This is a genomic window from Luteipulveratus flavus (genome assembly GCF_029439465.1).
In the GTDB taxonomy this organism is placed as follows: domain Bacteria; phylum Actinomycetota; class Actinomycetes; order Actinomycetales; family Dermatophilaceae; genus Luteipulveratus; species Luteipulveratus flavus.
The window spans coordinates 190,615-202,668 of record NZ_JAROAV010000010.1 but is presented as its reverse complement, the minus strand read 5'-3'; the positions used below and the strand labels follow the sequence as shown (position 1 = coordinate 202,668).

Genomic DNA, 12,054 nt, shown 5'->3' with positions numbered 1-12,054 from the left:
TCGGACGGGGTCAGCCGTCCAGGTGATGGGTGTCGTTGACGAACGCGATCTGCACGGTGCCGTCACGCCACAGCTCGACGCCGGTGACCGAGGCCGGCGCGGCTGCGAGCGCCCACGCGCGTTCGCGGGTGAGTCCGAGGACCGACGCCAGGACCGCCATGATCGGCATCCGGTGGGTCACCACGACAGCGGTGCCACCCGGGCCGACCTCGCCCACCACGCGCTGCATCGCCTGCTCGACCCGCTGCGCCATCCCGCGGTGCGACTCCCCGCCGGCGACCGCGAACGACTCGTCCACCCGGAGCCGTCGCAGGTCCTCGCCGTGCGCGCGGGCCAGGTCGGCGAACCGCTCGCCGTCCCAGTCGCCGAACGCCTGCTCGTCCCAGTCGGCGTCCTCGACGGGACGCACCCCGAGTGCCGCGGCCACCGCCGCGCCCGTCTCCTGCGCCCGGGCCAGCGAGGACGTCACCACCGTCACGGGCGCGCTGACCGCGTGCAGGCGGTCGGCGAGCGCCTGGCCGGCCCGGTCGGCCTGGTCGCGACCGGCGGCGTTGAGCGAGGGGTCGGCTCCGCCCCGCCCGTCCAGGCGCCCTTGCACGGTGAAGTCGGTGACGCCGTGGCGGACCAGGAGCACCAGCGTGGGCGCGCTGACGTCGGGAGGCGTGCCGGGCGTCGGCTCGGTGGACAGCACCTGCTCCTCGACCGCGGCGACGTCCTCGCCCGCGGCGGTCTCGGAGCGCCAGAGGTCGCGCTCGACCGTCCGCCCGTCCATGCCGTCGTTCGAGAGCCGGTCGGCGGCCTTGTTGGACTCGCGCGGGATCCAGGTCCAGGTGACCGAGCCACCGGCTGCCCGTCGCCGCCGGACGGCCTCGTTCGCCTCGGCCGCGAGCCGCTGCATGTCGGCGTGCTTGATCTTCCAGCGCCCGGCCATCTGCTCGATGACGAGCTTGGAGTCCATCCGCACCTCGACAACAGCCACCGGGTCGATGGCCTCGGCCGCCGCGAGTCCGGCGATCAGACCGGAGTACTCGGCGACGTTGTTGCTCGCCCGCCCGAGCGGTGCCGCGCGCTCGGCGAGCACGCGGCCCGTACGGCTGTCTCGCACCAGCGCGCCGTACCCCGCCACCCCCGGGTTGCCGCGCGAGCCGCCGTCGGCCTCGACGACGAGCTCGCGCGCTTCGCCGGGGGCGTCGGTCACAGGCCGGACTCGGCCGTCCGGACCAGGATGCGGCGGCACTCCTCGCAGCGCAGCACCTCGTCCTCCGGCGCCGTACGGATACGGGACAGGTCGCTGGAGGTGAGCTCCAGCTGGCAGCCCCCGCAGCGGCGCTGGATCAGCGGCGCTGCGCCCAGACCGCCGTGCTGCTCGCGCACCTTCTCGTACAGGGCGAGCAGGTCCTCGCCGAGGCCGGGCGCGATCTGCGCCCGCTCGGCCACTACCGCGCTGCGCTCGGTGTCGATCTCGCCGGCGGCACGGGCGTGCTCGTCCTCCAGCCCGGACAGCTTCTCGTCCAGATCGGTCCGACGGCGCTCCAGCTCGGTGAGCTCGGCGCGCAGCGTCTCGGCGCGCTCCATCACCTCCAGCTCGACGTCCTCCAGCTCGGACTGACGCCGGGCCAGGGTGTCCAGCTCGTGCTGCATCGCCTGCAGCTCCTTGGCGCTGCCCTGACCGGCCTCCAGCCGGGCGGTGTTGCGCGCGGCGCGGTCCCGGACCAGCTGCACGTCCTGGTCGGCCTTGGTGATCTCACGCTCGACATCGGCGACCGCCGTCCGGGCGAGCACGAGGTCCTCGTCGGCACGGGTCGACTGCGCCTGGGCGGCGCTCAGCTCCTGGAGCACCGGCAGCGTGCGGGACCGGTGGTCCAGCTGCGCCAGGCGGGTGTCGAGCTTCTGCAGGTCCAGCAACCGCCACTGGCGGCTCAGGTCGGCTTTCAGCGGGGGCCTCCACTTCCTCGGTGTGTCGTCGCGCCGGTGGGGACCAGGAAGTCCCAGGGATCGGTACGCAGCGCGGACACGTGGAGGTCAACGCTATCCGCCCGGTCGGCGAGCCCGTCACGGATCCGGTCGGCCGCCGTCCGCAGCCACAGCGACTCGGTCGCCCAGTGGCCTGCGTCGATGAGGTACGGCGTCCCTCCGCGGGCCTCCTCACGCGCCTCGAGCGCCGGGTGGTGGCGCAGGTCGGCCGTGACGTACACGTCGGCGCCGCTGGCGCGCACCTGCGCGAACGCATCGTCCCCGGCGCCGCCCAGCACCGCGACCCGGCGGACCTCGCCCTCGGGGTCCCCACTGACCCGGATGCCGACGGGCGAGGCGGGCAGCGCCTCGGCCAGCATCGCCGCGAACGCGGTGAGAGTCATCGGCGTCGGCAGCTCCCCCACGAGGCCCAGGCCGACCCCGTCCCGGACCACCAGCGGCTCGGCGGTCTCCAGGCCGGCCGCCTCCGCCAGCGCGTCGTTCACGCCCGGACGGGCCACGTCGGCGTTGGTGTGCGCGACGTACAGGGCGAGGTCGGCCACCACCAGCGCGGTCACGGCCGCCCCCTTGGCCGTCGTCGTCGCGACGGAGTGGATGCCACGCAGGAGCAGCGGATGGTGGGTGATCAGCAGGTTCGCGCCCGCCTCGCGCGCCTCCTCGATGACCGCCAGCGTCGGGTCGACGGCCAGGTGGATGCGGTGGACGACCTGGTCGGGATCCCCCGACACCAGCCCGACGCGGTCCCAGGACTGGGCGGTGTCCGGCGGGTACAGACCGTCCAGGACGGCCAGCACCTCGGCCAGCGACGGCGGCTGCGACTCTGCCATGCGGTCCTCCCCCGGGCCGGTGCGCGGGGGCGCCCGGCAGATCGGTGGTACGAGTGGGCCCGGCCGGGTTCGAACCGACGACACCCGCGGTGTAAACGCGGTGCTCTACCAGCTGAGCTACAGGCCCGTGCGGTGCATCGCCCGCCACAGCGTGCGTCGGCGAGCGCGTACAGCGTAGACGGACTAGGTCGTGAGCGCGTCCACGGCCTCCAGGAGCACGGCGATGTCGCGCTCCTCCCCCGGCGGGTTGACCAGGCTCCAGCGCACCGTGCCGTGCGCGTCGATCAGGAAGGTGCCCCGCACCGCCATCCCGGTGGCCTCGTCCAGCACGCCGTACGCCCGCCCCACCTCACCGTGCGGCCAGAAGTCGGACAGCAGCGGGAAGTCGTAGCCCTGCTCCTGGGCCCAGGCCTTGAGGGAGTAGACGGCGTCGCACGACACGCCCACGGTCCGGACCCGGTCGCCCTGGAAACGGTCGAGCTCGCGCTGGACGGCGGTGAGCTCGCTGGTGCAGATGCGCGAGAACGCGAACGGGTAGAAGACCAGCAGCGCGGCACGCCCGTCGCGCAGGTCCGCCAGCGCGGTCGGCTGCCCGTACTGGTCCGGGAGGGTGAACTCCGGAGCCTCGGCACCCACCGCGGGGACGGCGCCGCCGGTCATCGCTGCTTGGCGGTGCCGCCCTGGACGAGCTTGGTGGCGATCCAGTCGTCGCCGGCCTTGGTCGAGGAGCTGGCCTTGAGCCCGGCGGTCTGAGCCGCCTCCTGGATGTCGCTCGCGTCGACGTGCTCGTCGCTGCCGGCCCTGGGCACGAGCAGGACCACGAAGCCCTTGTCGCCCAGGTTGGTCAGGGCGTCGACGCACTCGTCGATGAGATCGCCGTCGCCGTCGCGGAACCACAGGAGGACCGCGTCGACCACGCCGTCGTACTCGTCGTCCTCCAGCTGCGAGCCGACGATCTCCTCGATCTGCTCGCGGAGCGCCTCGTCGGCGTCATCGTCCCACCCGATCTCCTGGACGACCTGGCCGTCCTGGAAGCCCAGCTTGGCCGCCGACGTCGTCCCTGCGGTCTGGTTCACCAGCCGTACCTACCTTTCATCGCACTGTGATTGGTGCGTAGTCCACTAGGAAGCGTCGCGCATTGCAACCATCGCGGCGCCCGACACCCCGCAGGGTGGGGGCCGGCCGTCCCGCCCAGCGGCCGTACTCGCGGGTAACCCTCCCGACTTCGCAGGCGGCGCCGCCGGGGAGCAGACTGAACGCAGAGCCAGAGATGTAGAGAGGACAGTGACCGTGTCACGCAAGGACGCAGGACCGATCCTGAACGGAATTCCGAGCCAGCTCCCGGACATCGACCCCGAGGAGACCCAGGAGTGGGTCGACTCCCTGGACGGCGCCATCGACGAGGGCGGCCGCGCTCGGGCCCGGTACATCATGCTGAAGCTGCTGGAGCGAGCCCGGCAGCAGCAGATCGGCGTCCCCTCCCTGACCGCTACCGACTACATCAACACGATCGCGCCGGAGGCCGAGCCGTGGTTCCCCGGTGACGAGGAGATCGAGCACCGTTACCGCGGCTGGATCCGGTGGAACGCCGCGATGATGGTGCACCGCGCGCAGCGTCCCGAGATCGGCGTCGGCGGTCACATCTCGACCTACGCCTCGGCGGCGACGCTGTACGAGGTCGGCTTCAACCACTTCTTCCGCGGCAAGGACCACCCCGGTGGCGGCGACCAGATCTTCATCCAGGGCCACGCCTCCCCCGGCATCTACTCCCGCGCCTACCTCGAGGGTCGCCTCAGCGCCGACCAGCTGGACGGGTTCCGCCAGGAGCGCTCCCACATCGTCGACGGCAAGGTCGCCGGCCTGCCCTCCTACCCTCACCCGCGCAACATGCCCGACTTCTGGGAGTTCCCGACCGTGTCCATGGGCATCGGCCCGATGAACGCGATCTACCAGGCCCAGCTCAACCGCTACCTGCACCACCGCGGGATGAAGGACACCAGCCAGCAGCACGTGTGGGCCTTCCTCGGCGACGGCGAGATGGACGAGCCGGAGTCGCGCGGCCTACTGCAGCTGGCCGCCAACGAGGAGCTGGACAACCTCACCTTCGTCGTCAACTGCAACCTGCAGCGGCTCGACGGCCCGGTCCGCGGCAACGGCAAGATCATCCAGGAGCTGGAGAGCTTCTTCCGCGGCGCCGGCTGGAACGTCATCAAGGTCGTGTGGGGCCGCGGCTGGGACCCGCTGCTCGCCCAGGACCGCGACGGCGCCCTGGTGCACCTGATGAACGACACGCCGGACGGCGACTACCAGACGTTCCGCGCCAACGACGGTGCGTACGTGCGGGACCACTTCTTCGGCCGGGACCCGCGCGCGGCGGCGATGGTCAAGGACTGGTCGGACGAGGACATCTGGTGGAAGCTCAAGCGCGGCGGTCACGACTACCACAAGGTGTACGCCGCGTACGCCGCCGCGATGCAGAGCCACGGCCAGCCGACGGTGATCCTGGCCAAGACGATCAAGGGCTACAGCCTCGGCACCCACTTCGCCGGCCGGAACGCCACCCATCAGATGAAGAAGATGGCGCTGGATGACCTGAAGAACTTCCGCGACTCGATGAACATCCCGATCACGGACGCCCAGCTCGAGGACAACCCCTACCTGCCGCCGTACTACCACCCGGGCAACGACGACCCGGCGATCCAGTACCTCCGGGAGCGACGTCGCAGCCTCGGTGGCGGGCTCCCCAGCCGCCGGACGGCGTCGCCGTCGCTGAAGCTGCCCGGTGACGCGGCGTACGCCGTGGCGAAGAAGGGCTCCGGCAAGCAGGAGGTCGCCTCGACGATGGCCTTCGTCCGGGTGCTCAAGGAGCTCATGCGCGACAAGGAGTTCGGCAAGCACGTCGTGCCGATCATCCCGGACGAGGCGCGCACGTTCGGGATGGACTCCTTCTTCCCGACCTCGAAGATCTACAACCCGCACGGGCAGCACTACACCTCGGTCGACGCCGAGCTGATGCTGGCGTACAAGGAGTCCGAGCAGGGTCAGATCCTGCACCTGGGCATCAACGAGGCCGGCTCGATGGCAGCGTTCACCGCCGCCGGCACCTCCTACGCCACGCACGGCGTGCCGATGGTCCCGGTCTACGTCTTCTACTCGATGTTCGGGTTCCAGCGCACGGGCGACTTCATCTGGGCGGCCGCCGACCAGATGACCCGCGGGTTCCTGATCGGTGCGACTGCCGGTCGCACCACGCTGACCGGTGAGGGCCTGCAGCACGCCGACGGCCACGGGCACCTGCTCGCGTCGACGAATCCCGCTGTCGTCTCGTACGACCCGGCCTATGCGTACGAGATCGCGCACATCATGCAGGACGGGCTGCAGCGGATGTTCGGGGACGACCCCGAGGACGTCATCTACTACGTGACCGTCTACAACGAGCCGATGGTGCAGCCCGCCGAGCCGGAGGACCTCGACGTCGAGGGCATCCTGCGCGGCATGCACCGCGTCAGCGAGGGCAGCTTCGACGGCGTCGGTCAGGACGCCCGTCGGGTGCAGCTGCTCGCGTCCGGCGTGGGCGTGCCGTGGGCCCTGGAGGCGCAGGCCCTGCTGAAGGACGACTTCGGGGTCGTCGCCGACGTGTGGTCGGTGACGTCCTGGAACGAGCTGCGCCGCGAGGCGATGGCCTGCGACGAGCACAACTTCCTCTTCCCGCAGGAGGAGCGCCGCACCCCGTACGTCACAGCCCGCTTGCAGGACGCGCCGGGCCCGGTCGTCGCCACGTCCGACTCGATGCGTGCGGTCCAGGACCAGATCGCGCAGTGGGTGCCGCAGGAGTTCGCCTCGCTCGGCGCCGACGGGTTCGGCTTCTCCGACACCCGGGCGGCCGCGCGGCGCGCGTTCCACATCGACGGCCCGTCGATGGCGGTGCGTGCGCTGCAGCTCCTGGCGGACCGGGGCGAGATGCCGGCCGACGCGGCCCGCCAGGCGGCCGAGAAGTACAAGCTGCTCGACGTGACTGCCGGCACGTCCGGCAACGCGGGCGGCGAGTCATGAGCCTGTCGCCCGAGGACCTGATCAAGGTCGAGCTCCGGATGGGCCGGCGCGGGGACGGGTACGACGAGGTCTCGGTCGACGACCGGCTCGACGCCGTCGTGACGGCCATGCGCGCGTCACAGCCCTACCAGCAGCTGCTCGATCCGGCCGGGCTCGCGCCCGCGGGCCGGTGGAGGCGTGGGTACGACCGTGCCCAGGTCGACGCACTGCTCGGCCGGCTGCGGGACGAGGCCGTCCACCCGTCGTGAGCGGGTTCGAGCCCTACGAGGGTGAGCGCACCTACACCGGCGCCGGGACGATCTTCACGGCGTCCTGACCGGACCGACGCCAGGAGGGGGCCGCGCGCGCGGCCCCCTCCTGGCGTTCGGTCGAACGCGTCAGCGCAGCTCGCGCGCCAGCACGGCGAGGTCGGGCATGTCGCTGAACAGCCCGTCGATGCCGGTCGCGTACAGCCTCTTGAGGTAGTCCAGCACGCGACCGAAGTCGTCCGGCCGGGTGCCGATCCGGTAGTCGGTCGGCAGGAAGTTGTTCTCCGCCCGCACGGTGTACGGGCACACCGACAGGCCGTTGGCGTGGGCGTCCGCCACGAGGGTCGTGGTCGCGCCGGTACTGCCGTCCGGGTTGCGGGTGATGATCTGCGCCTGGTCCGGCCCGAGCCCGGTGATGTCCTTGGCGTACGTCGCCATGCCCGCGCGGGTGAGCAGCTCGGCGTAGGTGCGGCCGTCGTTGAACGGGCCGCCGGTCGCCGAGGTGAGGAAGACCAGGGGCGCCTTGACGCCGAACCGGTGCCGCAGGTCCTGCAGGTTCTTCAGCTCGAAGGACTGGATGAAGATCGGCGCGTTCGCACGGTCCAGGCCGTACTTGCGCACGAGCGGGACGAGGCGCTCCTCCAGCGGCAGACCCATCGCGCGGAAGTAGGTGGGGTGCTTGGTCTCGGGGTAGACGCCGATCTCGCGGTGGAGCTCGCGGCTCAGCCGCTTGCGCAGCTCGAGGACCTCCACGAAGGTCGGCACCTCCCACAGCCCGTTGTAGGTGGTGTTGTGCTGGCGCAGCGCGGGCAGACGCTCGACCGCGCGCAGCGTCTTCAGCTCGGCGAGGGTGAAGTCCTCGGTGAACCAGCCCGTGGTCGCGACACCGTCCAGCGACTTGGTCGTGCGGCGGGAGGCGAACTCCGGGTGCTGGGCGACGTCGGTCGTCCCGCTGATCTCCGGCTCGTGCCGGCACACCAGGACCCCGTCCTTGGTGATGCACAGGTCGGGCTCGATGAAGTCCGCGCCCAGGTGGGCGGCCAGGGTGTACGACGCGAGGGTGTGCTCGGGGCGGTAGCCCGAGGCGCCGCGGTGGCCGACGACCAGGGGGGTGCCCTGGCGGGGACGGCGCGCGGGGACGGCTCCGTGCGGTGCAGTGACGGCCTGGGCGGCGTCGGGTGCGACGACCACCCCCGCGACGGTAGCAGCGGCAAGTCCGGTGAAGGTTCGACGATCCATGCTCGTACTCTGCTGCGCTCCGGGTGTCCGCGGATAGAGGCCAGGCGGCCGGAACTCGTCGGCGAGATGACGAGATGGTGGCGCCGAGGCAGCCTGCTCCTGTGCCTGTCCTACAAACGCGGCTCTACGCTGGGTGCCCATGAGCAGTGTCCCGGTGCAGGCGTCCGCCGCGACGCTCCGACGGCTGGAGCGCCAGGCCGGCGCGCTCTCGACCGCAGCGGCCCAGCGGATGGAGGCCGGCCACGACTGGTACCGCGCGCTCTCCGCGGAGGACCGCAGCTGGATCGGGCTGGTCGCCCAGGCGGGTATCGGGCAGTTCATCTCCTGGTTCCGCGACCCCACCACGACCCCCGCCGCGACCATCGACGTGTTCGGGTCAGCACCACGTGAGCTCACCCGGTCGATCAGCCTGCGACAGACGCTGGACCTCGTCCGGACCGTGATCGACGTCGTCGAGTCCCACGTCGACGAGATCGCCGCACCGGGCGAGGAGGCCGAGCTGCGCGCGGCGGTCATGCACTACTCACGCGAGATCGCCTTCGCGGCGGCCCAGGTGTACGCCGGCGCCGCGGAGGCACGCGGCGCGTGGGACGCGCGGCTGGAGTCCCTCGTGGTCGACGCGATCCTGCGCGGCGAGGCGGACGACGCGATGCAGTCCCGGGTCGCCGCGCTGGGCTGGGGGTCGGTGGGGAGGATCGTCGCGGTGGCCGGCGAGGCGCCCTCCGGAGCCGAGTCCGGAGTCGTGGATGCCCTACGCGCAGAGGCCACTCGGCGCGGTGTGGAGGGCCTGGCCGCGGTCCAGGGTCACCGGCTGGTCGCCGTCCTCGGGCACGTGGAGGACCCGCTCGGCACGGTGTCCCAGATGCAGGCGCGGTGGGGTCCGGGGCCGATCGTCGTCGGGCCGGTCGTACCGCACGTGTACGCCGCCGGCCGGTCCGCCCGCGCGGCCCTGTCCGGGCTCGCCGCAGCCCGCGCCTGGCCCGAGGCGCCGCGACCCTGCCTGGCCGACGAGCTCCTCGCCGAACGGGCCGTGAACGGCGACACCCGCGCACAGAACGCGCTGGTCGAGCGCGTGCACCGCCCGCTCACGACCTCGGGCGCCTCGCTGCTGGAGACCGCGACGACGTACCTGGACGCCGGTGGCCTGGAGGCGACCGCGCGACTCCTGTTCGTCCATCCGAACACCGTCCGGTACCGGCTGCGGCGGATTCTCGCACTAACGGGGTACGACCTCACGACTCCCCACGAAGCCTTCACGGTCCGGATCGCGCTCACGCTGGCCCTGCTGCAGGAGCCTCGCCGGTGGCGACGGCTCTCGGAGCCCACCGACCGCGAAGCCTAGGGGTGGAGCCGACCCGGATCGTTTGTAGGAAACCTCCACATCCAGCGCCGCAGCGTCGTCGGACTCGTTCACGGCATCGGAACCCCGGGCGATGAAGAGTGGGTCTCGTGCTCGTGATCGTCTGCCCTGGACAGGGCTCCCAGTCCCCCGGCTTCCTCAACCCATGGCTCGAGCTGCCCGGCTTCCGCGACCGGCTCAGCTGGCTGTCGGCCGTCGCCGGGCTCGACCTGGTCACGCACGGCACCACCTCGGACGCGGACACCATCAAGGACACCGCCGTCGCCCAGCCGCTGATCGTGGCCTCCGGCCTGCTGTCGCTGCTGGCCCTGTTCGAGCACCCGGCGGACGGGTTCCGCCGGGTCGGCGCGGGCGCCGGCCACTCCGTCGGTGAGATCACCGCTGCCGCCGCCGCAGGCGTGATGAGCGCCGAGCAGGCGATGGTCCTGGTCAAGGAGCGGGGGCGGGCCATGGCACAGGCCAGTGCCGTCCGGCCGACGGGCATGAGCGCGGTGCTCGGGGGCGATCCCGACGAGGTCGGCGCGGTGCTGGAGCGGCACGGGCTGACGCCGGCCAACATCAACGGCGCCGGCCAGACCGTGGCCGCCGGCACGATGGAGCAGCTGGCCGCGCTGAGCTCCGATCCCCCGGCCAAGGCCCGCGTGATCCCGCTGCAGGTCGCCGGCGCGTTCCACACCGAGCACATGGCACCGGCCGTCCAGACCCTCGCCGGCTACGCCCGCGCCATCAGCACGCACGACCCGCGGGTCCCGCTGGTGAGCAACGCGGACGGCCAGGTGGTCCACGACAGCCGTGAGGTGCTGCGCCGGCTCGTCGCGCAGGTGAGCAACCCGGTCCGCTGGGACCTGTGCATGGAGACCCTCGCCTCGATGGGCGTGACGGGCCTGATCGAGATCCCGCCGGCCGGCACCCTGACCGGCCTGGCCAAGCGCGGCCTGCCCGGTGTCGAGACGCTCGCGCTCAAGACCCCTGACGATCTCGAGGCGGCCCACCGGATGGTCCGCGAGCACGGCGCACCCCGTACGGCGATGGACCCGACCTGGCGGCTGGTCATCTCGCCGGCCAAGGGCATCGTGTCGTTCGACCACTCCGGCGAGGGCGCGGTCGTCGAGCCGGGCAGCGTCGTCGCCCAGGTGTCCACGCTGCGGGACCGCTTCGAGGTCACCGCCAACCACGGCGGCCGCGTGATCGAGTGGCTCGTCGAGGACGGCGACCCGGTCTCGCCCGGCCAGCCCCTCCTCCGCCTCCACCCCCAGGGAGTCTGACGAATGACGGTGCAGCCCAAGGCAACCGGGACGCTCAGCTCGGGCGACGGCGCTCGCCACTCCCGCATCTACGGCGTCGGTGGCTACCGACCCGAGCGGCTCATCACCAACGAGGAGGTGTGCACGTGGATCGACTCCTCGGACGAGTGGATCCGTGAGCGCTCCGGCATCGTCACCCGGCGCTGGGCGCGGGAGGACGAGACGGTCATCGACATGGCCGAGGCCGCCTCCCGTCCCGCGCTGGAGATGGCGGGCATCGCGCCGCAGCAGCTCGGCGCCGTGGTCGTCGCCACCGTGACCCACCCGTACCAGACGCCGGCGGCCGGTCCGTTGCTCGCGACGCGTCTGGGTGCCGGCGGCGTACCGGCGTTCGACATCTCGGCCGCCTGCGCCGGCTACTGCCACGCGATCTCCCTGGCGAGCGACATGGTCCGTGGCGGGAGCGCCGAGTACGTCCTCGTCGTGGGCGTCGAGAAGCTCTCGGAGATCACCGACAAGCACGACCGGGGGACCTCGTTCATCCTGGCCGACGGCGCGGGTGCCGCGGTCGTCGGGCCCTCCGACACCCCGGGTATCGGCCCGACGGTGTGGGGCTCGGACGGCGAGAAGTGGGACACCATCCGCCAGCGCCGGTCCTGGACGCAGATCCGCGAGGGCGAGAGCACCGACGACGTGGGCATGGACGCCGCCACCCTGCAGATGGCGGGGCAGTCGGTCTTCCGCTGGGCGGTGTGGAGCATGGCGCCGGTGTGCCAGCAGGCCATCGACAAGGCCGGCATCACCGCGGCCGACCTGGACGCCTTCATCCCCCACCAGGCGAATATGCGCATCATCGACGCGATGCTCAAGCAGCTGAAGCTGCCCGAGGACATCCCGGTCGCCCGCGACATCGCCGAGACCGGCAACACCTCCGCTGCCTCCATCCCGCTGGCCACCGAGCGGATGATCCGCGAGGGAGAGGTGCCACGCGGTGGCCTGGCCCTGCAGGTCGGCTTCGGCGCCGGACTCGCGTACGCCGCGCAGGTCGTCGTCCTGCCCTGAGATCTCCCGCCGGCCCGGCGGGTAAACCGGGTCAGCCCACGCCCCAG

At 72.0% G+C, this 12,054-nt stretch carries 11 protein-coding genes and 1 tRNA gene; 5 read left to right on the top strand and 7 right to left on the bottom strand.

Features of this window, described 5'->3' with window-relative positions:
* Positions 1-10: 10 nt before the first annotated feature.
* The 6 genes from P4R38_RS04095 to P4R38_RS04070 form a co-directional block, all read right to left on the bottom strand.
* Positions 11-1,198 (bottom strand): bifunctional RNase H/acid phosphatase, encoded by a 1,188-nt coding sequence (locus P4R38_RS04095; RefSeq protein WP_277191155.1) that lies wholly within the window; start codon positions 1,196-1,198, stop codon positions 11-13.
* Positions 1,195-1,905, bottom strand: coding sequence for a zinc ribbon domain-containing protein (locus P4R38_RS04090; protein ID WP_277191154.1), 711 nt, complete (start codon positions 1,903-1,905; stop codon positions 1,195-1,197). Before P4R38_RS04090 ends, P4R38_RS04095 begins: the two co-directional genes overlap by 4 nt.
* 26 nt (positions 1,906-1,931) lie before the next feature.
* Positions 1,932-2,801 carry a Nif3-like dinuclear metal center hexameric protein gene (locus P4R38_RS04085; protein WP_277191153.1) on the bottom strand — a complete coding sequence of 290 codons (870 nt, stop codon included), beginning with the start codon at positions 2,799-2,801 and terminating at the stop codon, positions 1,932-1,934.
* A 54-nt stretch (positions 2,802-2,855) separates the two neighbouring features.
* Positions 2,856-2,928 (bottom strand) — tRNA-Val (locus P4R38_RS04080).
* Positions 2,929-2,984: 56 nt separating this feature from the next.
* A complete protein-coding gene (locus P4R38_RS04075; RefSeq protein ID WP_277191152.1) occupies positions 2,985-3,461 on the bottom strand; it encodes a peroxiredoxin in 477 nt (158 codons plus the stop codon).
* The gene (locus P4R38_RS04070) at positions 3,458-3,877 is read right to left on the bottom strand and encodes a DUF3052 domain-containing protein (RefSeq protein ID WP_275240321.1); all 420 of its coding nucleotides are present in this window, start codon (positions 3,875-3,877) and stop codon (positions 3,458-3,460) included. Before P4R38_RS04070 ends, P4R38_RS04075 begins: the two co-directional genes overlap by 4 nt.
* Before the next feature lie 214 nt (positions 3,878-4,091).
* Here P4R38_RS04070 and aceE point away from each other — a divergent pair, with 214 nt between their 5' ends.
* Positions 4,092-6,854 carry a pyruvate dehydrogenase (acetyl-transferring), homodimeric type gene (aceE, locus tag P4R38_RS04065; protein ID WP_277191151.1) on the top strand — a complete coding sequence of 921 codons (2,763 nt, stop codon included), beginning with the start codon at positions 4,092-4,094 and terminating at the stop codon, positions 6,852-6,854.
* A complete protein-coding gene (locus tag P4R38_RS04060; RefSeq protein ID WP_277191150.1) occupies positions 6,851-7,102 on the top strand; it encodes a DivIVA domain-containing protein in 252 nt (83 codons plus the stop codon). Before aceE ends, P4R38_RS04060 begins: the two co-directional genes overlap by 4 nt.
* Before the next feature lie 129 nt (positions 7,103-7,231).
* On the opposite strand, the gene P4R38_RS04055 is transcribed toward P4R38_RS04060, so the two are convergent.
* The gene (locus P4R38_RS04055; protein ID WP_277191149.1) at positions 7,232-8,341 is read right to left on the bottom strand and encodes a glycerophosphodiester phosphodiesterase; all 1,110 of its coding nucleotides are present in this window, start codon (positions 8,339-8,341) and stop codon (positions 7,232-7,234) included.
* Between the two features lie 139 nt (positions 8,342-8,480).
* Between P4R38_RS04055 and P4R38_RS04050 the strand changes: the two genes are divergently transcribed.
* The 3 genes from P4R38_RS04050 (at position 8,481) to P4R38_RS04040 (ending at position 12,007) form a co-directional block, all read left to right on the top strand.
* On the top strand, positions 8,481-9,683 hold the full coding sequence (locus tag P4R38_RS04050) for a PucR family transcriptional regulator (RefSeq protein ID WP_277191148.1): 1,203 nt from the start codon (positions 8,481-8,483) through the stop codon (positions 9,681-9,683).
* A 107-nt stretch (positions 9,684-9,790) separates the two neighbouring features.
* Entirely contained in the window at positions 9,791-10,966 is a 1,176-nt protein-coding gene (locus P4R38_RS04045; RefSeq protein WP_277191147.1) for an acyltransferase domain-containing protein, read from the top strand.
* Positions 10,967-10,969: 3 nt separating this feature from the next.
* Complete coding sequence (locus P4R38_RS04040; RefSeq protein ID WP_277191146.1) at positions 10,970-12,007, top strand: beta-ketoacyl-ACP synthase III; 1,038 nt, start codon at positions 10,970-10,972, stop codon at positions 12,005-12,007.
* Positions 12,008-12,054 lie beyond the last annotated feature (47 nt).

Coding starts and splice junctions, on each gene's coding strand:
- P4R38_RS04085 (WP_277191153.1), bottom strand. CDS start 2,801: ATGGCAGAGTCGCAGCCGCCGTCGCTGGCCGAGGTGCTGGCCGTCCTG.
- P4R38_RS04075 (WP_277191152.1), bottom strand. CDS start 3,461: ATGACCGGCGGCGCCGTCCCCGCGGTGGGTGCCGAGGCTCCGGAGTTC.
- P4R38_RS04050 (WP_277191148.1), top strand. CDS start 8,481: ATGAGCAGTGTCCCGGTGCAGGCGTCCGCCGCGACGCTCCGACGGCTG.
- P4R38_RS04055 (WP_277191149.1), bottom strand. CDS start 8,341: ATGGATCGTCGAACCTTCACCGGACTTGCCGCTGCTACCGTCGCGGGG.
- P4R38_RS04060 (WP_277191150.1), top strand. CDS start 6,851: ATGAGCCTGTCGCCCGAGGACCTGATCAAGGTCGAGCTCCGGATGGGC.
- P4R38_RS04040 (WP_277191146.1), top strand. CDS start 10,970: ATGACGGTGCAGCCCAAGGCAACCGGGACGCTCAGCTCGGGCGACGGC.